Origin of the sequence: Paenibacillus sp. FSL R5-0908 (genome assembly GCF_038006245.1) — a bacterium.
Taxonomy (GTDB): domain Bacteria; phylum Bacillota; class Bacilli; order Paenibacillales; family Paenibacillaceae; genus Paenibacillus_AQ; species Paenibacillus_AQ odorifer.
The window spans coordinates 1,140,298-1,164,585 of the sequence record NZ_JBBOUV010000001.1 but is presented as its reverse complement, the minus strand read 5'-3'; the positions used below and the strand labels follow the sequence as shown (position 1 = coordinate 1,164,585).

Below are 24,288 nucleotides of genomic sequence, written 5' to 3'. Positions count from 1 at the left end.
ATTGCTGGATTTAGCTATATTTCGGATGCTATCGGACCTCATAGCCGCTATTGATGCAAAAACCACCCGTTATCAGCGTTTTCCACACCAATAGCTTCACTGGAGTCCGAAAATTCGCTCCAATGCCACTAAATGGGCAAATAGCGGCGGCTGTGTCCTAAACTCCACTCCCAAGCCACTAAATGAGCGAATGGCGTCTGCTGTGTCCGCCAAACCAGTGGGGATGAGTATGAGCCCACGCTATCGGACCCACATGACCTTAATTGCTGGATTTAGCTATATTTCGGATGCTATCGGACCTCATAGCCGCTATTGGTGCAAAAACCACCCGTTATCAGCGTTTTCCACACCAATAGCTGCACTGGAGTCCGAAACTTACCCCCAATGGCGATAAATGGGCAAATAGCGGCGGCTGTGTCCTAAACTCCACTCCCAAGCCACTAAATGAGCGAATGGCGTCTGCTGTGTCCGCCAAACCAGTGGGGATGAGTATGAGCCCACGCTATCGGACCCACATGACCTTAATTGCTGGATTTAGCTATATTTCGGATGCTATCGGACCTCATAGCCGCTATTGGTGCAAAAACCACCCGTTATCAGCGTTTTCCACACCAATAGCTGCACTGGAGTCCGAAACTTTGCTACAAAGGCGATAAATGTGCAAATAGCGGCGGCTGTGTCCTAAACTCCACTCTCAAGCCACTAAATGAGCGAATGGCATCTGCTGTGTCCGCCAAACCAGTGGGGATGAGTATGAGCCCACGCTATCGGACCCACATGACCTTAAATGCTGGATTTAGCTATATTTCGGATGCTATCGGTCCTCATAGCCGCTATTGGTGCAAAAACCACCCGTTATCAGCGTTTTCCACACCAATAGCTGCACTGGAGTCCGAAACTTTGCTACAAAGGCGATAAATGTGCAAATAGCGGCGGCTGTGTCCGATAGCCTGTGGGGGTAAGCATAAGCCCACATTATCGGACCCAGATGACATTAAACTGGGGAATATCAAGTAGATAGTGTGTTTAAAAAACTAGAGAACAGCCGGGGACAATAGGGTTACGGGTTACGGGGTACGGGGTACGGGGTACGGGGTACGGGGTACGGGGTACGGGGTACGGGGTACGGGGTACGGGGTACGGGGTACGGGGTACGGGTTACGGGTTACAGGTTACGAGGTATGAGCATACCGATCATCTCCAAGGTTTTTATTGTTTCCTTCCCTTCGTCTTGCCACTGTTGTCGCTGGAGCCCACATAGCATATGTTTGCCCGCAACCTACTGAGTCCAGTTTACGTCTAACCGCTCCTGACCTACTGAGTCCAGCTTACGTCTATCCGCTCCTGACCTACGGAGACCAGCTTACATCTATCCGCTCCTGAGCTGCTGAGTCCGCTTACATCTATCCCACTTGACCAACTGAGATCAACTGGCTCGCACTTGCTCCCAATCTGCTATAACCACAAACAGCAGAGCAGCGATCTCCGTTACTGGAGAACCGCTGCTCTGCTGGTTTTAACAATATTATGAAGCCTATAGTTTGAAGCTGGACAATGTCTTTTGCAGATCTTCTGCGAGCACCGCTAAATACTGAGCTGAAGCCGACATTTCCTCCATTGCCGATAGTTGCTCCTGACTCGCTGCACTTGTGTCCTGAACACCTTCTGCGCCTTTACTAGATATAACGTTGACCTGTTCCATAGCTGCTGCCACACCTTGTGATTCCATGGCTACATGAGCAACCGCTTCTCTAATTTCGGCTGTCTGTAAGGTAGCTTCTTTAATGGAAGTCTGAATCTCATGAAACGCTTGAGATACCAGATGACTTTGAACTACGCCATTGGTGACTAGCTCAGTACCCAAAGCCATGGATTCTACTGCGCTTTCGGTTTGCTTTTGGATATGTGTAATAATATCTGTAACCCGCAAAGAACTATTTCTAGTTGCTTCCGCCAGATTACGAATTTCTCCAGCAACTACAGCAAATCCCCGTCCATGCTCACCGGCCCGTGCTGCTTCTATAGAAGCGTTGAGCGCAAGCAGATTCGTCTGTGTAGCAATACCGTTAATCGTTGTAATAATTGTATTAATCTCTTGTGACAATGTCCCCAGATTAGAAACAATCTCCTGACTCTGAGTTACACTGAGGTCAATTTCCTTCATCTGCACAATGATTTGGTCTACAGCCTCTACTCCACGATCCGATGAACCGGAAACTACGCCCATTAGATCCGACATTTCATAGCTGCTGCCCTCTACGGCTGCAATATCATTGGTCATTGCTTTTATGGAACGTGTTGTATTGTTAATGCTCTCTGTCTGTTCATCAAAACCCGCGGCAATCTCTTCAGAAGATACAGCGATCATTTGTGAAGCCAATGAGGTCTGCTCAGCACTAGCGCTCATCTCTTCCGATGAAGCTGACAGCAGTTCTGCACTCTCTGCAATCCCTTGCATCATCTTCCGCAAGCCCTGCAGCATATTGTTAAATGAACTGTTAATTTGGCCGATCTCATCCTTGGCGGTGTACGTTGCTACCACGGTCAAATCTCCATCTTCTGCCCGCTTCATTAGTCCTTGCAGTTCTTTAAGGGGTTTTGTTATCAGTCGAATAATTGCAATACTAATTACGAAACAAATCACCCAGGCGAACGTAATCATTATGGTATTGTTTACCCGCATGCTTTTAGCGGTTGCCATGGAATCTGAATTGTGTTCATCAGCATCTTTAAGCAAAGAATCACTAATTCCTTTAAGTAGGTTGATCATTTTTTCACGGGATTCGTTAAATTCGCCTGAAAATACTTTATAGGCCTCTTGATTATGATTACTATCAGCAATCTTTATAATGTTATCCCGCTGTGCACGATAATCTGGCAAAAAGGACTCATACTCTTTGATTTTACTTACAATAGCAGGATCATTATACTGAATCGCTTTCACCTTGTTCATAAGTTCATTATTATCCTGAACCTTCACTTGGATACTCTCAGAAAGTTCTTTGTTTTTGCTGGCATTTACGCTAATCAAACGCTCCAAAAGATAGGATTCAATAGCCCGATTATTCGTACGCATCTGCCCTACGTAAGAAACAGGCAATAAATTTTCATTATATGTCTCATTTGTTTTTTCGGCCATTCGGGTCATCGTGATGATGCCTATGCCACCTACAACATTCACCATGATTACAGCGAATACCAAAAGCAACCCTATTTTGTATTTCACTTTCAAATTTTTCATCTACACTCCGCCTTCACATTATCTTATGATCTATCTATTTTTATCGGTCGGAAGGGCTAAGAGTTTGATGATTTTTTAAATATTGTGTCGAATAAAAGTATATATTGTCATAAAACGACTTTTCCAAAAAAATAAAAGGGCGGGCACCCGATCCGCTATTACTCCGAATCCCTGTGCCCGCCTAATTAATCATTCCTCTTCCTTATTCTCCAGAGGTATAGTACCAGTACAAAGTATCACCGTTCTGCAAAATATAACTGTCTGCACTGATGCTTGGATCAGCATCCCGGTTCGTTTTATACTTCCATCCGCTGCTTGGGCCTCCATCAAATTCAGCCAACCCGTCAATAGATTTCACGTAGATGCTTCCAGCGTTGCCGGATGATACTACCTTAGTACCTAATTGACTGACCAGTAAGCTATAAGCCGTTTCGCCCTCTTTTAGAGCTATTGTTGTACTGGCTAGGATGGTTCCTTTCCGGCTATCTCCAATCACTGAAAGGGTAGCGGTAGCTTTAACTGGAGCAATAACAGACGATCCGACAGTCAGAGACTGAGTATAACGCGCTACGCTCGGTACGCTGTCTTTAGCATAACCGGTAACAGCTATTGTATAGCTATTTGCTGGGAGACCGCCATCAACAACAGCCACACCTTGTTCATTCGTGATTACCTTCTTATCACCAATCGAAACCTGCACACCTGCAGCCGGTGACGTAACCGGATCAGAAGTGAAGCTTTCCTGATTCCACACCCACTTTTTCTGTGAAACCTTTACAGTAAAAGCTTCATTAGCTTTTGGCTGTGATGGGGAAAGCACCACAGAATTTACAACCTGTGTATTTTCTCCTGCATAATAGACAAGCACACGATCGGATTCCTGTAGTTCGAACGCATCCATACCCACACTTGGATATATCCACTCCCCGCCTCGTGATACCACGAAGCTCCACCATCCGTCGTAAGTACCTTGCGAAACTCCATGGATACCTGATACAAAGTTGCCATAAGACGATTTGGTGATATCTACTTTAAAATCATCGGTAGACCCTAGTTGTTGCAACGCTTCAAGGGCATTGGAGGCTTTCAAAGTCCCCTCACTAATCAACCCTTCCGGGCCTTCAACGGTTAGCGAAGCTGTTACATTCTTAGAAATCACTTTTAGAGCTTTTGTATATTTAGCAATCGTTGGGGCTTTGCCTTCACGGTAGCCAGTTACAGTCAGTGTATAGTCACCTGCGGGCACATTTCCTGAGAATACGGCCTCACCTTTAGCATTCGTCGTTACCGTCTGAGCTCCAATTTGGACCTGAACACCCGCAGCTTTTGCAGTTACAGGAGAGGAAGTGTTCGTAGCAGCGTCCCATTTCCACGTCTTACTAGTTACAGTGACGGTAAAAGAATCGCCCTCTTTAAGATTTGCTTTGGAAAGCGTAACGGAATCCACAAGCTTAGTGTCATCTCCGGCATAATAAACCAGTACCTGATCTGAATCTTTAAGTACAAAATCACTCATACCTACATCGGGATTCATCCATTTTCCGTCACGCGATACAACATACATCCATCCGTCATAACCACCAAAGCTTCCAGCAACAATATTTCCGATGCCAGTCACATAATTGCCCGAAGGATTCGTGATCGGCAAGTTCGTTTGAAGCGCCAGCTTCTCTAACGCTCCAAGTGCGTTGCCAGCATAGGCGTACCCTTGTGCCAACGTGGCCTGTGGCCCCTCAATCGTTACAGGAGCGTAGATTAGTGAGCTCTGAATGGAGGACTTGGAAAAATCGTATAGCTTATTGTTGCTTCCTTTATACAGCAAATTATAGGCAACCAGCGCCTGAAGCCCTTGCTCTGTCGCCAGAACATTACTGCTTCCACCACGGCTATGGGTGAAGCTACCATCAGCTAGACGATAGCTGAGCAGGTTCTCCATTAGATCCACTTTGTTTTTGGTGTATTCTAATCCACTAGGATCAACTCCAAAGGATGTGAGTCCAAGGATTGCTTGTGCGCTACTTTCAGCACTGTCACCGTAACCCCCATGGCTATCTTGAGCTGCGGATAACCAGGCTACGGCTTGTAGCCCTGCTAAGTAGGCTTCGGGATTATTTTTATGTGCCGCCAGAGCCGTCAAGGTTATCGCTGTCATATCAGGCTCACTTGTGCCTGAGGTTAGTGCAAAGCCCCCATCTGGATTTTGTTTGGAGAGAATCTCCGTAAGGAGCTTATCCGCCGTCCATTTCGCGTCACTTGGGATATTATATTTACCAGAATCCAGCGCAAGTAAAGCATATACCGGATTATTAAGCGTCTGTTCACTGAGCTTGCTGTTATTATAAATTTTCTCAATCAGATTATAGCCAGGAGTCGTTCCGTTACCAGCAAAGCTAGTAGGATCTGCACCAATCGCTCTCACTGCGAGCACGATTCGAGCATAATCGGTTACATTGGCGAAATTTCCAGCTGCATCCTTTACTTTTTTCTCAAGCTCTGAATGGTAACTGGCTGGCAGCTTATATCCTGCTTGCGCTAATCCAATAGCTTGCCAATCCGATTGCACGCCACCTTTCAAGAGATATTCTGCAGCCGCATAAGTCGCATCCGCAACATTAATCCGCTCCGCAGCAGTTGCTTCCAGACCGGAGCCAGCGCTCGCTTCTGCAAATATTTGTCCTGCCGGAGCAAGAGATGTTCCTAGAATTGAAATGACCATGAATAAGGCCAGCCCAAGTGCTACAAACTTGGAAGACATGATTTTCTTCATTGTTTAACCTCTTTCTGTATAAGAATGGGTACTGCTGGGAATAAGACGCATAACATAAAGACCGCCCCTTTAGAGGGCGGTCAGGGAAGATTACAAATCGAGGCTGAGGCGCTTGCTTCCTGCCAACAGTCCATCTGTATATGTTCCACATTCTTACCCCACGAAGAATAGAAACGCTCACGAAAAAGGCAGGTCTCCTGGCTGATGCTTCATCGCTGTTCTTCACCTTCCCACCCTACCTTAGGGGCAGTGGCTTATAGAAGAAAAACTCCGCACATACAGTGGCGGGACCGCGCCGGACTCTTGCACCGGACTTCCCTTTTAAGCAGACGACTAGATTGATAGAGTCTGCACCTTTTCCAGTATGTAGTATCTTATTTTGACATCCATAATCATATCTATTAATACATAGCATGTCTATAGAAAAGCTTAGTATGGGCAGCAAAAAAATGAACAGCATTACGCCACCTGCCGGTAGGTATTGCTGTTCAGAAAGCTTGTTATTCTGCTGTTCCTTCCGGACTTGCAGTTGGGGAAGGTTCAGCACTTGAATCAGAAGCTGGTGGAATATTAGGATCGGGATCTACGATCAATGTAAATCTTCCGGCTTTGATCATACTTTTCTCTAAAATTGTCGCTCCAGGCTCCAATGTAACCTCAACCTGATAGGAAGATTGTTCCCCTTCAGTCACAGCTGTTGCGGAAGGCAACCCAGTGCTATCCTCAGCATCAGAGGAAGGCGTAGGAGACGGAGATACATCAGCTACAGCATTAGTAGCATCTGCACCTTCTGCTGTTCCTCCAGTAGTGCCAGCGGCATCTGACTCGTCATCGGCGTTTCTCTCATCCGTCCCATCCGTTGACGGCACTGGACAAGTCCCATTCGTAGCAGCGACCTTAAAGCTTTTATCTATCTCTGTAGACGAAGACATTAAACTAATCTCAGTCGGTTGAAACTGCACACAGTCATCTGCACTTGCGAAGGTGAACACCAATATGCTGCTCCCCTTATCTCCTTCGCCGCTCTGATCCTTCAAGTATACTGAAGCCGGAGGCAGCACATTGCCTGCACTCTGAACAGGGGTCGGCTCAGGGCTTGTTCCCGGCAGAGCCGTCTTCGTATCATCCGGACGCAGCATACTGAATACGATAATTGCAATAATCACCAGAATACCCGTAATGGAGCCGGAGATTAAGAGTCGAAATCGGCTGCGGCTGATCCAGCGCGCCAGCGGGGAAGCCAGTTGGGAGCGGGCTTCATTGTACACATTTTGCAGAGCAGGCCGAGCTGCCGCGACATAGTTCTTTCGGAATTCCCGATTCTTGAACGCTTCACGATCACTGCTCAGGAAATACTTCAGAATCGCCTTACGGTAACCCGGTTGCAGCTTTTTATTCGAAACCTTAAATAAAGAATTTCCTTGCGACCAAGCAAAAAACCGATAGATGATTTCTTTGTCGGAACCGGCTTTACGCTTTAACAGCTCCAGAAGCGCATCGTAATCCAGCGGACCCCCTTCACGCTGAGTTGTATAGTAAAAGGCTAGCGGAAGCCGTTCAAAGGGTTCCAGAACACGTGCCTCTTTTAGCAAACGACGACCCAGTAGCTGCACATCGTCTAGTTCCTGCGGAGACAATCCTGTAAAAATCTCTTCATTTGGCTTCTCTTCACCAAACCAGCGGTAAGCTGCACGCAGCGCATTCTCTTTCTGCTTGCTAATCCTATCCAGTGGCGGCTGCCAATCGACAACATTACCATATCGTAAAAAAACTACCTCCAGAAGCTCCTCCTGCGTCATATCAGAAAGCGATAAGCGGTTCAGTAAGAATCTATCTGCTGAAGCAGCAAGATCCTGCATTAGGGAGAGTGCCTTAGGAGCAACTCCTGTTCCTTTACGGCGATCTTTTTCTGCCTTATCTACAATTTCATGAATTTCCGCCACAGAAGCCACCGGATCATGCTCCAGCTGGAGCTTTTCTAGCAAATAATCCTTCACAGCATTTTGAGCAAAAGACTGCTCTAACGCCACAGGCAGGAACCGCCCCCAATGGAGCACAAAGCTCAGAATATCCGCAGATCTGGACGCCGCAGCTAGTCTTGATTCCATATAAGGCTCAAGTAGCTGCTTACGGAAATAAGTTTCAGACATCACGCGCTGGAAGTAAGCTGCACTTAACTCATCATTACTCTCAATGATCCCGTAAGCAGCACTCAAAATATCCTTGCGGCCCGCTTCCACACTATGAAGCATCCCATTGATGAAATAATCCACGATTCTTACCCTGTAATTGTGATCCTTAAGTACAAAATACTCTTTAAAGCATTCCATAATCGCTGGATCTGGCACATTTCTTTGCCGAATCAGATCAAATTCCCGGTCAAACCGTTCTAAGAAAATATCATTCAAGCGGATTCTAGAATGAATTGCACCGTCTGGCTTTAGGTATGAAAGCAAACCACTTAGCACCGCACTCTTGTTTTCCGTATATAAATGCTCGTTCCCTTGCTCAATCTCATAAAAGATAGCCAGCTCATTATAGAAAGAAAGAGATAGCTTGTGCTCAGGACTCTCTCCACGCAGAATCTGATCGGCGAAGCTTACGAAGTCGTTAATATCTCCTGGATTCAGCAGTAACAGCTTCCATACCAAATCAGCATAAGGCTGGCGGGACTCGCCAAAATCGACATTCCCCATCCGTCCGGAAGCCAAATCAAAGGTATAATCCTTCTCAATACTGCGGTCACCGGGACGAAGTGAACCTTTTTCCACAAAGCTAAGATGTATATATTTACGGCTTTGCGGTTCATTCGCATACGTAATCACGCCTAATCTACGGCGGAATTCATACGGCAGCACGCTATACAGAATTTCTGTAAGCTCCACCGCCCGCGCGGACAACTCGGTGATAGGTACGTTTAGAGCCACGTAGATTTTTTTCTTACCTGCTACAGAGAGCATTACCGCTTGCAATAACGCCTTGAATATCCCTTCATCAATCCCTAGCAAGCGTAAGCCTGCGATTGGATCCGGGCTGCGGTCTGTGCGAACAACTGGAATAGAGGGCAGCTCCGGCAAGGTTCCACCAAGCTCTCCAGTATAACGCTCTGCAAAATCAGCATGCAGCCAGTCTCCATAGCTCTGCACAATTTCTTCGGAACGTGAAGCAGGTACTACATAGTTATGTGCAAAAAAAGCGCTTCGTTGGCCTGTGAAATCGGCCGCTTGATAACGACTAAGCCCAATAACTGTATCCCCGTTCTCAGCATGAAATAGGTGCAGCGCACCAGGATATGCAGCCTCATCCTTCTCCCCACGCGCGGTTAACTCCGCAGGAGCATCGTAGAGGCAGAAGGGATGAAGGATTTTTTTCACAAAATTATTGTCTAGACTATCTGATTTCGCTACCGTATCGAAGCCTTCTGTGGAACGAAACACTCCGCGACGTTCGCGGGTGTACATCTGTTGGGCGATTGTTGACCCTGAGAAAACATTCACGGGCCGTCGCTCCCCTCAATATACTTCAGCTTATGCAGCAGCCAAATAAAAGGCTCGTCTACACGAATCGGGCTTACTACACCCTCAATCTTTTGATTCACAGGGTTGCTGCCCAACGCAGATACTGCAAAATAACCCGTATTCGCGAAATAAACATCCATTGTATCTTTAAAGGGTCTGTCCACCTTACCAATAAATCTGCGAATTTCCCCGTCGATATTATGAAACTCGTCCATGTTTAATGTTTTGCGGTGAACATAGTTATTGAACACATTGCTGTTAGACTTGATGTAATCGCCATCTTCATCCTTGAGTGAATGCAGCATATCACTTTTGGCAAGCACAACCGCTGTTGGAATGTCTGTTTTGCTCTTTTCCTGATAGGCAATAAAATCACCGAACATCGTCAGCACCACATCGCGTGGCTCGTCATATTGTGAGACCCATTCTCCCGGGCGGTCACCGATGTTAATATGAATCTTTTCACGGATAGAACGGATTTGCAGCGGATCGACCATAAACAAAATACCCGCTGAGTTCTTGATATGCTGACCATGAAGTCCAAGATAATCCTGATCCACCATACCCTCACCTGCTACATCAAAGAATACAAGTGTCAGTGGCGGTTTATTTTCATCCTTAAAGACAAATTGAAAGATAAAAGGCTCCTGCATTTTTTCCTTCTGTGTAGAAGCCAGCAGATCCCCACGCTCAAAAAGCGGTTCCTCATACAATGTACGGAACTTACGGCTAATTTCTGCATTAAGCGGCATACAAGCGGCATCAAAATGACCTGCTGTAGTATGCTGCAATGTGTGGATCAGCGAGGTCATATACACCGATTTCCCGACTTGGGATGCCCCGATAATCGAGATGATGTTACTTGGCACCTTCCCGGCAGTCACCGGCAGCTCATTATGGCAGGACGGGCAAAGCCGTCTGCGCGTAAGCACACCGTAACGATCCGTAAGCCCAGTTAACACATGATCTGTGTAATGATGATATTCTTCCGGAATATCTGCCGGGTTGATAATCGCTTCTATGTCATCTACCGTATCAAGCCCGAAGCGCTCACGGTATTTGTTCAAGGCGTCATCCTCACCCAATGCGTAATTTTCATCGTCCTCCCGGCTGTGCATAGCCCGAAAGACGACATCCTCCGGAGAGAACTTGGTGAAGCAATACGGACACACTATATCGTAAAAAAGCGGCCGCGGCTCCGGCTGATTCTTTTTCATAAAACGGCTAAAAAAAGACATCTACTCATCCTCCCAAAAGTTGTATCTACGTACTTGCTATGAACGCACTGCTCATTACCCGCTTGTACGCGTAGACCAAGTCTCACTCCGGTACCAATTCGTAATAAAGCCCATATTTCTTGCCATCGGTGAAAAAGATGCGTACAAAATCATCCTTACCGATTTCAATCGGCGGAAGTACATTGCGTCCAGGAGCGAAATCCTGGACGAAGGGAAAGAGAATACCATCCTCTTTCCCTGCCGGATGCCCTCCACGTTTCTTGACATAACAGAGGACATCCCGTGCCACGGGTACTTCTGCCGTAATCGCCATATGTACGGTCTTTTGTTTTCCGAATAAGGCCTTTTTTTGTTGAATGGAATAATAGATCCGGGCTTTGCCTGCACTGACCATCACCCGGTTCACACCATCATTTTGCCTCACCAGGGCAGTCTGACCGTTCTCAGCAAGACGAGCAAATATCGTATAGGATATCAGACCGATCTCATCCAATCGATCACGATAACCATTGTTAGATTTGTATTCCTCACGAGTGTAGAGCTTCATACCGATCGGCGGATCATCTCCGGTTCCCATGTCAGCCGCTTCTGCGGAGGTTTTGTGGATGTACACCGCCTGCACGCCGTCCGGCCAGCGCCATCTCAGCGTACAGAATCGGTCATCCACTTGGGATGTCACATCCGTTATTCCCGGAGCGGAAGCATTAACCTCGGCGTACCTCATTACTGTAAACCCCTTTCCGCTACACTAGAATCCTTTGCTGTTCCGGCTTCTGCGCCGGCCCGGAAAGTTATCCGATGCTGGTGCAGGCGCTGCGTTATTGTTTCTTCTATTTCGATAAATACGTCCTTCACCTACCGGAATGACGCCTGTAAATAATGCAATAATAGCAGCTAATATAAGAACAGCCAGAAGACGAATAAGACTATCTGTAAAGGAGTCACCGCTAAGACCAAATTCCAGAATCAGTCCTGCGAACAAGCCTGATATTACGCCGCCAATCCCAAAGCTTTTAGCCAAATGACGGTTATCAAACATAATTCCCAGACCTAATCCAAGCGCAGCCCCCATCAACATCAGTGACAAAATACGAACCGCAGCATAATAAGGACTGTCTGCCGTTGAATCACTGCGCTCAGTTAGCAGCGTCCGGTCTCCCAGACGGTCATAGATCTGCTGGAACACATCGCCCAGTAGGGCTGAATCCTTGACATCATAATAGTGTCCGCCTGTCACTCTCGCAATATCCTGCAACAGCTGAGTGCCTGCTGGATCATTCAAGCCCAGACCAATGGTATTCACAGCAATACCGCGCTCTACATAAGCCTGCAGCTCTCTTGTGGTATCGAAATTACTCACTCCGTCAGACAACAAGATGACCATGGCCCCTTGGTCTTTTTTGCCGTCACTGTCAATCTCCTTCAGTGCCTCTGAGACCGCACCGCTGATATTCGTGCCGCCTTCGGTTGGCTGCAGATTATCGATTGCAGTCAGCACCTTCTCACGATTCTCCAAATTTGAAAGTGGCGTTAAAGGTTGGACAACTACCGCTTCGTTGTTAAAGGTCACCACGGCTACCTTATTGTCAGTGTCCATTTTTGTAATTAACGCTTTTGCTGCGGAATACCGGCTATTATCGGGATCACTCTGTGTCATACTGCCTGAGTCATCGATAGCCATCACTACATTCTTAACCGGTCTCGCACCGCCAAAATTCAGCTCATAAACGAACTCCGTTAAGGCTCCAACTCCAAGTGCAAGGACAATCATCAGAGGCAGCAGCTTCCACGATAATCCCAGGTAGCGCTGCTTCCATGAAGCTCCGTTCAGTCGTGGCGAGATCATCTCTGCAAGCAGGCAGCCTACACCGACACCCAACGCCACAATGGCAAAATAAATACCCACAAGCAGGATGGAAGGCAGATCGTTATACCAGCTTAGCAGCCATTCGCCAAAAAGAAAGGCGACCCCGCCGCCGATCAGACTGAAGAAGAGCAGCAGCAGATTGATTTTTCTCTGCATCGTTATACTTCCTTTCCGGGTAAAATCTGAATTGTACTCTTATCCTTTAAGATTCCGGGGGTTATGCTGCCTGATAAACGGGCTACCCGGATGTGCTATCATCCCCCAGATTGCGCTTTGTGCAATAGAACGGAATAGGAGGAACATCTATTTCTATTCTATTGCATAGTGTGCATTGGAAATAAGGAGAAATGTCCCTATCCCAGAACTCTAATTAAGGGTTATATCCGATGACTCTATTGCACAAAGGCAATAAAGGGACTCAAAGTGAGGGGACCCTATCTATTACGCCATCAGCGCATCTCAGGAAGCTGATCTTCACTCAGTCCATGGAGCTGATAGCCATTCTGAGCATAAGTCTCATAATAGACCTTACCGTTGCGATAATAGAGCAGGTCCTCTAAATGAAAGCCGCCCATCAGGTTTAGCTTCTCCACTCCGCTCCTCCGCTGCTCATGCACGAATCCTAACCGGTAAATCCGGGTTGTCTCATCCACTCCAAAGGCGTAGCGTAGAAACTCTGATGAACTGTCTCCGAAGAAATATTTCTCCTCATGACGATGCTCTTGCGTATATTCGAATAACCGAACATTAATGGCCGCGCCCTCTTCTAAATTATGATACAAGCGCTTGAACAGCTCTTCCCTCGATAGAACCTGACGATTCTCATAGGCTGCCGCAACATTTGCACGACGCAGAAGCTCTTCCTCAAAAGATAAATTGAAAGGTTCTGCTGCCAGCAGCTCCCGGCGGCAAATATCAATCAAACGCTCAATCACAGCTTCTTTCCCTTGTTCTAAGAGCTTGGAGATACTGCCCATGTACTTCTCACTGAAGAATATTCCAGGGCCACGCCGGGTTTCGATATCCTTCATCACTTCTTCTGTGACTACGCGGTAGTATTCCATTACGTTCTGGCCCGTTGTTTCGTTTGTTCGCCCAATGCTGTCCATAACAGTAATACGCAATTCTTCCTCCAAAGTCTCCATAGCTTTCACACGAGCTATACTTTCCATATGAAGCTGCTCAAGTGCAGATTCCAAACGACTGCATAGGGCAAGCTCACTTTCTAGGCCCAATAGTTCATATTTTTTGCCATATACGGCTGAGAATAAGTAATGAATGAAGTTACGTACTGTTCTTTTGTCAAAAAGCGGCACACGCTGGAACGGCTGGCGCTCCACGCTTTCTGCATAAAGATCCTCAAGCTCCTCCTGCATGGAGAGAATCGCGGAACGCAAGCCTGCCATATGCTGACGTAAAAGATGGAGCACACTTCCGGCTTCATCACGATCTGCCGTCCACTCCGCAAGCTGATAAAAGCTTACCGCTGGCGTAGATGTTTCCTGTGCCGCCAGCATAGTGCGCCATTGGCGTAATGGATTCATTCCCTCCACTCTCCGGTTTGACTCTGCCACAAAGTTATTACGGAAATAAGCTTCGCCCCCGTCACCGAACAACTGCCGTTCAGCTTCACGAAGTGACAGCTGCTTCAGTTCATTATAGGAAGGGCGTCCGTGACTCATTAACCCCGTCATTTCATTCAGGCCGTCTTTCTCCGGAAGTAGCTGTACCGCGTGTTCCCGCAAGCTGTCAGGGTCCAGCCCTAACAACGCCTGCCGTTCACGTATAGTCCACGAACTGCCCTCACGCATATCGGAGACAAGCCGCCGGAACGCATGATACAGCACTGCCAAAGCAATTTGAACATTAGGTCTTCTTACCCCGGAAAAGCCAGCAGAGGCGTAGCCTTGTCTTCCAGTGCTGCCTCTGATGCCACTTTTGAAGGTCATATTGTTATATCCGCCATGACCAGTAGCCTGATCAGAAGCCGGGCGGACCCGATTTTTGAGCAGACTAATATGAGAAATAATCTCGTAGTTGTCATCCATACCGTGTGCAGACATCATACCGCGCTCATTCTTATCGGAGAGCAGATACACAAGGTCAAATAATGCGGAAGGACCATGGGCAACTGGAATCGACAGACCATCTTCCGTCACAAGTAACGGCGCATTAAACTTATAGTCCGTAGCTTGCATTTTGTCCAATTCACGCAGAAAAGCCAGCCCTACTGAGCTGGAATATCCAAAATTATCCCCCTGCTCCCGCTCATTGATCAGAGCGTAGAGATCTGTCTGTACGGACTTAAAGGACTGGCCGAGTACAGCACGAGCCAGCAGTGTAATTTCCGGCAGCAATACATTAAGCGGATCATCAACCCGCGTAATGATAGAGAGATGGATGACGTCAAAAGATGAATATAGACGTCCATAATCCGCTATACTGTTGCTCAGCCGCCGGATAACTTTATTCATTTCAGCAAGATAACGTGTATCCTCATGAAACTTGCGGTAAAGTTCATGACGCACAGTGCGTGGATCTGACCCTGCCGTTTCCGGCAAGGCCATGGCCAGCACCCGGTCTTTTCCTCCCGCAACAGATTCACTTTTGCTTCCGTCTGTTCCCTCTTTTGCCGCACCTGACACAGCATGTAATGCCATAACCCCGCCGGCGTTATCCCATTTTCGTTCGCAGCTATCCAGCACCGGACCGATGGCCGGAGCAACCTTGTCGCCTACGAACAGAAACAGGGCAGGGTAATGGATGCTGCTGCGTCCATCCCCTTTGCTGCGCTGTGCCTCTTCCTGTACCGCATATTGTTCACCATAAGATAATGCCTGTGTTTTGATCATAGGCCTATTTCAACTTTCTGCGGATACTGCCGAGCTTGCTAGTCATGCTCTTGTAGAATCCGTACATCTCATCGCCGCTCTCATACTCTACCCGTTCGTACTCCAAGCTGTCGCGTGCTTCCAGGAATGATACATACAGTCCTTCCAGCTTATAGAGCAGCGGGGTAACGTCTTCAGCGGCAGTCATTTCACCTGCACGACGTGCTGCCTTACGCAGCAGTACACTGCGGCTCTTCTCATCCAGCTCCCGGAAGTGCCGATACACGGCATACTCTACGTAGCTGCGCTCTTTCATCAAATTAGCAAACGGCTCCCAAGCGTCCTCTTCTTCATCACGGTCATAAACATAGAGTGCGCCTTTTTTGATAATGCTGTCCGTATACAAAGCTTCAATGAACTGATCCATCCACTTATCTTCGTCCAGATATTGATGGAGCACACCTTCAAGCTCAGCGGCTTTAGCAGTCAGTTCAGCATATTTAGCCAGCTCGACACGAACACGTGAAATCAGTTGCGGTGAACGAATGAGATTCTCCTGCGCCATGTCCTTGTTGATGCTGCCAAAGATATCTTTAATGCCTTCACGCTCCAAGCCCTTCTCACGCAGGCTCTTCAGCTCATCAACCGCCTTCTTCACTTCACCGAGATTCGGGCGTGTGGATTGCAGTTGCATATCGAAACCACTCAAAATGGCGTCCAGATCAAAAGGTTTGGTGAACACAACAGAATATCTGTTACTTGTGTTCTCATCTACACCTTTTTCAATAATAACTCCACTTGCCAGCGCTTTTGCAAAGTCTGCACGCACTCTAGCGTTATAATCACGTACACGAGAATTGACGTAAGTGTCGCCCCATGATTTTTCCGGAATCGGAGAAGGCAGATACGTCCAGTTGTTCTTATCCGTCATCACGAGATGGCGGCCAATCCCTTCCTTGTCGAGAATGGTCCGCTCATAGTTCTCTTCAAACACCCGCAGCGGCGTGTATACGAAAAGTGGCACACCGTTACGTGTGTTAAGCCAGAAAATACGGTTTTTCACTTGGCTTTCCTTGATCGTAAATTGCGATTTGCCAAGCGCATTATTCTGATAATTACGAATCCCTTTTAGGATACCCGGCGCTTTAACAGGCACGGAAACGAAACCCCATGATGGGAAATGTAAGCTGCCCGAGCTATTGCTAAGGTGGAAGGTAGGCACAGCCTCTTCGTCCAATTTACCGGCAATAATCCGCTCTACGAACTTATCCAGCGGCTCTTCATGGCCGAATTTCATCACAAGGAAATCCTCCATCGAACGGGTAATCAGATCCCCAAACTTATCACTAAGGAATTCCGAAATCGAGCGGACGATATCAATCTCCTGCTCTTTGACCCAACGTCCGGAATGCTTCAGCATTTCACGGGTAAAGTCACGAATCAGGTCGTCGCCATCCTTCTGATCCATAATCTTGGAGATGGTCGCCGAAATATCCGGCACGTTCACAATGTTCCAATAATAAGTTTTGTTTCCTTTATAGTCTGCCTGCTCTTCGCCATTGATAAGGATGTCCCCGTTCTTGGCAAAAATCGAGCTAAGCGCACTAAGAATCTCTGTAAACACACCGTAAATCCGGCTGTTCTCATCGTTTAAGAGCTCATATAAGTCCTCGTAAAATTGAATCATTTGCTCAGTGCGTTCTACATCGGCGTGCAGCCAATATTCATTGATTTTAGCCTCAATATAGGCATTTTTCTTCTTCTCTTTGGAGACAAAAGCACTGCGGGCATCGCTCAGCTTCTCATCCGCACTGTCCTGCGCCGTCTCAATATCACGTGGCAAACGCAACAAGCTTTCACGCAAAGCCTCAATATAAGACTGAATCAGCTTCAAAATACAGAAGCCCTTCTCGGTATACAGCAGGCGGGAAACGTAGAACGGTCCCTGCTCTGGATGCAGGAAGATGCGCTCCAGTTCTTCACTGAAACGTCCCACAATTTCGCCAGGCAGCTGCTTTTTCGATTTGATATATTCTTCACGGGCACGAGCCAGGAAGTTCTGCTCCAGCTCTGTATCCATGCTTACCACTTGATTCTTAACAACATTGGCATGGCTCAAGCGTTCGCTGTTCTCGTAGCCTGGCAACGGCTCAGGCACACGGGATTCAAACGTCTTGATCATACTGTCGAGATCAATCCCAAGCTTACGTGCGAATTTCTCTACATCCTCTTGACCTGGCGCCTGCTGGAACATTTTTTCCATTTTATCAAACAAGCGGAAAGCCAGATAAGTCGTCATTTCCTCAATCGGAAGCACAGCGGACGAGGCACCGATAATGTTGTATTCATAGTTAGCTGGGTAGGTCTTGTTCATCTGCGCAATGTTGGTGCGGATATTACTGATATAGTCATGGATGGCGAATTCTTCACCAGACTGTTTTTCTTCACTCGCCATAAAGTTCGTGATGTTCTCCGCCGTTACGTTCATACAGTAATCGTACGCATTCTCCAGCAGCTTACCCTCGGTATTCGTAGCAGAGATCAAATGACATAGATTAAATGGAGGCAACGGTGAATTTACCGTCAAAATATTACCGTATTGCTGCTGGAACCGCTCACCACGACTGTCCACATTCATCCAGTAATCCAGCTCTTTTAGCGCTGCATAACCGTTCTTGCGAATATATTCACGCGTGTGCTCGCTTAGACTTTTATTAGACAAATTCACGTCAGGTGTAAAGAGGTAGCCCAGCGTGTTCACACGGTCAATACCGGCTGATCCGTAGTCACGTTCAATAATACCGCGTACGATATAGGCAATATCCAAGAACGCCCCACTGCCTGTACCTCCCGACAGACCTGTCAGTAGAAAGACCATCAGCTTTTTGTTAGTGCCTACGGATAACGTCTTGATCTTCTTATCAATCGCGCCTACAACCTGATTAATCTTGGTGAATAAAAGCAGACGTCCAGCCTGCCGCACACCAGCGGCACCATTCATACCATCTGTAATACTTAACTCAGGTGACAGCCAATCTGTAATATAAGAATCGAGAATACTACGGTTCTGTAGCAGTCCGCCGATTTCAGCATTCGCCAACAGTACAAATTCATTTTGCGGGTCCAGCCCAATACCTTTGTATTTTTTTCCGCGATCCTGTTCATTCGTCTCAAAAGCTAGAAATTCTACATTATCCGGCTTGTCCCGTTTCTTCTTGGATATCGGATCCTCCGGCAGCTTAAAGCGGCGGTTAATCTGATATTTAAGACGCAGCAGGGCATCAATGCCCGTGCCCCCTAGTCCAATGATCAGGATCGGATTATCAATCGTATCCACCCTGATTTTATCGCTGACAATCCCGCCGCCTAGTGATACATCCAACTGCTGTATATGCTCTCTTACTACTGGTTTCATATGCTTATCCTCCTAAAAGTTTTGCGGAAGCTGTACTTCAGATATCTTGCAGCAAAACTGTTTCTGCGGCATACATTGCCCATTGCCTACTATACTAAATATTCCAGATAAATCGTCTTATCTACCGTCTGTAGAGATACTGAAACGCGGTCCCCACTCTTCAGTTCAAGACCACGCGAAGCATCCGCAGCACGTCCGGACCTCTCCACAGTAACACCTTCTCCGCTGCGTAACAGCAACCGGTCATTCTTAGCCGGGGTGAAAACAACACTTTCGCTCTCCTTCAGTTCAGGCGCCAATTGCAGCAGCTGATGAAGGGTGAACTTGCCCTTGAAGCCTGCAAGCTTCTTATATTGTGGGTAGGTCTTCTCACCCGTATTGCTGTCTTTAACCTCTACTACCAGCTGTCCAACAAAACCACGCGCCGATTTCTTATTCAGCACATACCATGCTGCACCAGCTGCCAGTACTAGAAGAATACCCCCTATAATGTAATACAGGGTTTTGGACGAAGCTTCCTTCAGGGGTTCTTCCTTGCCAGTCCCTGTAGAAGGTGCTGTTGTTGCTGCTCCGCCTGTCTTCGCGCTGATTTGGACAGGTGCACTTTCCCGATAGAAGCTGCTTTCCTCTGCCCGTACCTTCAGCTCGTAGTTATGGCTTTCTTTTACCTCAAAGGTACCCTTGAAGACAGCTCCGGAGTTATCCAGTTCGATTTCTTGCACATCTCCTGTATCGATATCTGTAGCAAGCAGTACCGCCTTCATATCTTGATACAAATTACTGAGTGTTACCTGAGTACCGTTGCTGAACAGATGCGAGGTGATGTCGATTTTATCACCCTTTTTATAGGTTGCTGATGGCAGCGCATCGATCTTAAGCTCCAGGTCATAGTTAAAGACTAGATTAATATCAATCTTATCCTTTGGCACACCTTTAACCTGAAGTTTCCAATCTCCTTCCTGCGGTGACAGTAGCTTAATCAAGCTATAAGTAGAAGACTTGGACAGCAGGACATTGTTTGAGGGGATCGCAACTTCTTTCCCTGACGGGTCCGTTAACTTCGCTGTCACAGGCTGTGAAGACATAATTGAGATATTGGCTTCCAAAACACTGCCGTTAGGTACGTTGACGGTCACATCCTGATAATCGCCATTTGCAGTAATCGACTGCACAGGCACTACCTTCAGCTTCAAATGGCTGGCAAAAATCTCACTCAGGATTTGCGGCAGATCATCTGCTGAGTCCGTCGAAAATGCTTTACCCCCCGTCTCATTGGACAGGTCGGCGAGGCTTTGTTTATTCAGCTTGCCATCTGCATTAAGTCCAATGGTATAGATGGGATAGCCATTCTTTTTGGCAACCTCTACGGCCGCCTTCAGCTCTTTATCTGATTCACTTTGCGTCCGGCCTGTCGCTTTGTTGAAATCGTTATTGCCGTCAGCGAGCATTACAATGATAGGCTCATGGGAAGGGTCGCTTCCATTCTGCAGAACCTTCACAGCTTCCTCTACGCCAATAGCGATATCGGTATAAGCTCCTCGGTCCAAACCATCAATAAAATCCTTCAAATCCTGCTTATCGCTCTCCGAGCTAATTTGCAGCAGGGCCTTTTCCCGTTGTACCTTGTCGGTATAGGCAACAATACCTACTTTATCACCTTGGGTGGATAACATATCTATGAACATTTTCATCGCTTCGTTGGCGATTTTGTTCTTGTCACTAGTCTTCATGGAGTTGCTGACATCAATAAGAAGCACAGCGTCAATATGAGATTGCGCCGACGTTGCCGCATAGGCCTTAACAGCTGCAAAAGGCGAGGCAGCTAGACAAAGAGCCAGGAGCAATGCCGGAAAGATACGTAGAAAGAGAGTCTTGGTTGTTCTAATACTTTGATATTTACGAAGCATAAATAGGGCTCCTCTTGTGTTATATTAGGCACATATGACAGGTTCAGCACTATCGCTAAAATCTGTAAATAGCATGCCATTATGATATAATTAAACCTTGTAAACTTCAACTTTAGGACCGCCGGACCCAGTGCATTGATGCATAGAAGATTATCATTCTAAAAGCCATCTGGACTGCAGAGCGTCCATGAGAAAGGATTGTTCCATGATTTCATACGTCATTCTTGGGATTACGTTCCTAATTGCCGTAATTCAGATTTCCATTTATGCCGCACATCAGCGCAAACCACTGACACGTGATGATATTAACGATCGACTGCTAGCCGCTTTGAACGGAGGCGATAAAGGCCGTGAATAAGAAAAGACCCGTTACCTTCCGGCCCTTTAAGGCCCCTCGTTACGCTTATGTCAAGCTGCGCATCTGTCGCCACTGCGGGCGGTATACCGCTCTTGGCGAAGACCGCTGTAGCAAATGTGGCAGAGCCTCACTTATTACTGTAGAGCAGCACGCAGCATCACTAGCCAGACGGAAGATGCATACCCGTCTACTATTCATCTTACTGCCCACACTAGCCTCTGTCTATTTTGGAAATAGCATCCAACAAATGATATTGTGTGGTGCCGGTGGTCTTGTGCTTGCTGGACTATTGTACTATACGCAGCGAAAAGTAAGGCAGAACGAGAATCTTCGTTCTCTCAATGAGCTGCTTGGTCGTGGGATCGGCATCATCAAGGAAGGGCTGGAGGTCAACCGTCAGGAAGCTGTCTCCGTACTCCGTGAGGATGATGTTCTTGCCTATGAGAAGCTGCGCGAGCTCTCCATCCTGCTTCGCGGCGACCGGATCGCGCGGCAGCGAGTGGCTTTGCTGCATGGATTTTTACTCCGCAAGGATATGGATCTAGAACTGGAGCAGCTTCTTCTAAAAGACTTCGAACCACTGCTAGCCGAATATATCGGCGAGATCGCTAAAGTCCGTCCCGATCTCATTAAGGATCGTACACTACGCTACGTGAAGAACTATGAAGTGGAGATTCGCCAGATGGCTAACGGCTTAACCATCCTTACGAGCGTTGCGGGAGCGGCGGTAAGAATGAAGCGTTATGCCCTGCTCTACTCCAATATGATTGGCCGATACGTGCAAGATCTGCCTAAAGACCGTTTTATGCGGTTGTCCAAACTCATTACTGCGAATCCCCATGAACCTTGGAACGGCTTAGACCTCAGGGTAGCTGACATTCGTGAAGCCAAATATCGCTGGGACCCGGAGGTCCAATAGATCTGAAAGCTAAGATGAGCCAATATAAAACAAACATCCTTATTGATGACAACCAACCGTTTCTCAAAGAAATATAAGGATGATGTATACCGTGAAACTTATACTTTCTTAGGCTTTCTTATATTTTGAAAAAAGAGGCTACTCTATATGACGTTCAAACAATTAATAACCCTGCGAAACTTTATGATCATTTTGTGTATATGCATGCTTGTGCTGCTTGGACAGAAGGTTTTTCTCATCGCAGATAAAATACAAATTACCAAAGAAGCCGACCGTCTCTACGCTGCTGGGGATCTGATTAATGCAGAGAATCAGTACCGCCAAGCAGCGGCCAACTATTCCATTGATTACCAGGAAGAAAGAGTCGCAAAACGTCTGGATGAATTAGCTCCAATCACAGACATCCGCAAAGTTCTGAATGTTTTGGTAGCCTCTACTAAGGAGGAAGCAGCAACTAAGGATTTTGCCGGATTTATGAAGAGCTATCAAGCTCTGCTTAGTTTAAAAGCTACATATATGAAGCCAGACGGCCCCTATGAATCCTATTATCGCCAGTTATCTTCGGCCTCAGGCATTTCAGACCAGTTCACCTCTTATTTCCGTCAGTTTAAGGAGCAGTTCCTTGCCGAGCTTGCCCAGAACCAGAGCGGAGGGGTGAGTAATGAAGAGAACTTTAAATGGAATCTTTTGCAGATTCCTGATGCTTATTATGGAAGTGCAGCTTCCAAAGAGGATTTACTAACCTCAAAGTTTAAAAGCCATGATACAGCTATATTAAAATCCTTAGCAGGAGCAGGAAACTTTACCGGCATGCTGGAAAGCACCCTGTCCCTGATGAGTGCTTATAGCCAGCATAATTACGAAGCTCCTTGGGTACTTCAACAAGCAGAAAGCAGCGGGAAGATCATCCTGAACAAAGATCTTGAAGGTGACAATATCACAGCTTTTGCTGGGCATGCTGTAGCTTATCGTAATTTTGCAGGATCGGCAGGCATCACGTCATCCAAGGTGCTGACTTTGATCGATACTAGTAAGGCTAAGGTACTGAAAAATGCCAAACGTCTGACTACTAAAGGTCAATATGCTGAAGCGATACAATTATACGGAGCGCTTGCTCCGCTAGAAGATACTTCGACAAACATTGCCGCTGCTAGGCTGGCCTGGAATATCGCAGAGCCTGTTCGCCTCCTTCCTGGCGGTGAAGAGCAAGGCAAATACGACAACGTCATCTCCCGCAAAGGACTATCGGGCACAAAAGTGATCGTCGCCGGGACGGATAACAGTGGCGTGCTCTATTATGCCGCGATGAATAACGACGACAATGTGGTCACATTAACCGGAAACAGCTTGCTACGCTTCGAGAGTCTGCGCAGTCTTACTTTTAATGAACAGTTGGCAACCTCCTCAGGTGTACCTGTGGTTTTAGCCCAATCTGAGGTTGAAGGTGGACGCACCCTTTTCACAGCGTATGAGATGAAATCGAATGGTATTTCGCAGTTATTTTCTTTAGCTGGCGATAGTTATGAATTGCAGCCCGATGACTCTATTCTCGTGCCTAATGCGGATCTTGGAGACGGTGTTGACGGGCAAACGGCACTTTACCGTAAAGTAGACGGCATCTATCAATTTGCGGAGATCGTTCAGGAGTATGCAGTAATTTCAGCTTCCGATCTAACCACTCATCCTTTTGAAAAGGTCTCTTTTCATTGTGAGATCGTCGTAGATAACTTCGGCAATAGTCTTGCTTACTCGGATGGGATTTATATTTTGCTTCAAGGAGAAGTGGGTTCCGTTACAGGTAATGCGTTAGTTAGTGGCCAATATCAGAATGGATATGAGCTCGTTGGAACAGACATAGGCGAGCAATATGTACCTGTGTTTATAGTGGAATCCGTAGGTAGCATGAGCTTTGGGAGGTAGGAATTTGGGATTTGGGATACGGGATACGGGATAACCTTGTCTTTGGCTCGGCTCCACGATCCTGTAAGCTCCACCACTTATAGCAACTGACTTGGACAGCGCTGCGATGGTTAATAGGTACCTAATGGCATGAAGATCACACAGCTCGTTAGTCACTTCGTAATTATCCTGTAGTCTAAGTCTCGTTAAGTCACCTATTTCGGATATTTTTACCAATTCATTGAACTTTCAAGTAATCTACTCCAGACGCTATCACACCATTGGTTACGCATCATCCCTTATGTGATCTCCGTTTGATGTAACTTCT

The 24,288-nt window shown here is 46.9% G+C and carries 12 protein-coding genes and 1 riboswitch; of the genes, 3 read left to right on the top strand and 9 right to left on the bottom strand.

All coding sequences use genetic code 11. The features are described 5' to 3' along the window. Nucleotides 1-1,534 precede the first annotated feature (1,534 nt). The 9 genes from MKZ09_RS05175 to MKZ09_RS05135 all read right to left on the bottom strand — a co-directional run bounded on the left by MKZ09_RS05175 (nucleotide 1,535) and on the right by MKZ09_RS05135 (nucleotide 20,784). On the bottom strand, nucleotides 1,535-3,241 hold the full coding sequence (locus MKZ09_RS05175; protein ID WP_076207871.1) for a methyl-accepting chemotaxis protein: 1,707 nt from the start codon (nucleotides 3,239-3,241) through the stop codon (nucleotides 1,535-1,537). Between the two features lie 202 nt (nucleotides 3,242-3,443). Next, on the bottom strand, nucleotides 3,444-6,008 hold the full coding sequence (locus MKZ09_RS05170; RefSeq protein ID WP_076207873.1) for a DUF4430 domain-containing protein: 2,565 nt from the start codon (nucleotides 6,006-6,008) through the stop codon (nucleotides 3,444-3,446). Between the two features lie 170 nt (nucleotides 6,009-6,178). Continuing rightward, nucleotides 6,179-6,381: riboswitch (cobalamin riboswitch) on the bottom strand. 127 nt (nucleotides 6,382-6,508) lie between these two features. Next, nucleotides 6,509-9,505 (bottom strand): GAP1-N2 domain-containing protein, encoded by a 2,997-nt coding sequence (locus MKZ09_RS05165; protein WP_076207875.1) that lies wholly within the window; start codon nucleotides 9,503-9,505, stop codon nucleotides 6,509-6,511. Further along, the gene (locus tag MKZ09_RS05160) at nucleotides 9,502-10,764 is read right to left on the bottom strand and encodes a hypothetical protein (protein WP_076129587.1); all 1,263 of its coding nucleotides are present in this window, start codon (nucleotides 10,762-10,764) and stop codon (nucleotides 9,502-9,504) included. Before MKZ09_RS05160 ends, MKZ09_RS05165 begins: the two co-directional genes overlap by 4 nt. Before the next feature lie 82 nt (nucleotides 10,765-10,846). Further along, a complete protein-coding gene (locus MKZ09_RS05155; RefSeq protein ID WP_076207878.1) occupies nucleotides 10,847-11,488 on the bottom strand; it encodes a beta-mannanase in 642 nt (213 codons plus the stop codon). Nucleotides 11,489-11,512: 24 nt separating this feature from the next. Next, nucleotides 11,513-12,787 (bottom strand): vWA domain-containing protein, encoded by a 1,275-nt coding sequence (locus MKZ09_RS05150; protein ID WP_076207880.1) that lies wholly within the window; start codon nucleotides 12,785-12,787, stop codon nucleotides 11,513-11,515. 293 nt (nucleotides 12,788-13,080) lie between these two features. Continuing rightward, entirely contained in the window at nucleotides 13,081-15,483 is a 2,403-nt protein-coding gene (locus tag MKZ09_RS05145) for a transcription initiation factor TFIID (protein WP_081394399.1), read from the bottom strand. A gap of 4 nt (nucleotides 15,484-15,487) precedes the next feature. After that, on the bottom strand, nucleotides 15,488-18,877 hold the full coding sequence (locus MKZ09_RS05140) for a tubulin-like doman-containing protein (RefSeq protein ID WP_076104209.1): 3,390 nt from the start codon (nucleotides 18,875-18,877) through the stop codon (nucleotides 15,488-15,490). A gap of 89 nt (nucleotides 18,878-18,966) precedes the next feature. Continuing rightward, nucleotides 18,967-20,784, bottom strand: coding sequence for a vWA domain-containing protein (locus MKZ09_RS05135; RefSeq protein WP_076207882.1), 1,818 nt, complete (start codon nucleotides 20,782-20,784; stop codon nucleotides 18,967-18,969). 205 nt (nucleotides 20,785-20,989) lie between these two features. On the opposite strand from MKZ09_RS05135, the gene MKZ09_RS05130 reads away from it, so the two are divergent. The 3 genes from MKZ09_RS05130 (at nucleotide 20,990) to MKZ09_RS05120 (ending at nucleotide 23,981) form a co-directional block, all read left to right on the top strand. Next, nucleotides 20,990-21,142, top strand: a complete 153-nt coding sequence (locus tag MKZ09_RS05130) for a hypothetical protein (protein ID WP_155986556.1) — start codon at nucleotides 20,990-20,992, stop codon at nucleotides 21,140-21,142. Next, on the top strand, nucleotides 21,135-22,061 hold the full coding sequence (locus MKZ09_RS05125) for a hypothetical protein (RefSeq protein ID WP_076207884.1): 927 nt from the start codon (nucleotides 21,135-21,137) through the stop codon (nucleotides 22,059-22,061). Before MKZ09_RS05130 ends, MKZ09_RS05125 begins: the two co-directional genes overlap by 8 nt. A 147-nt stretch (nucleotides 22,062-22,208) precedes the next feature. Next, nucleotides 22,209-23,981 (top strand): hypothetical protein, encoded by a 1,773-nt coding sequence (locus MKZ09_RS05120; RefSeq protein ID WP_076207897.1) that lies wholly within the window; start codon nucleotides 22,209-22,211, stop codon nucleotides 23,979-23,981. Nucleotides 23,982-24,288: the final 307 nt, after the last annotated feature.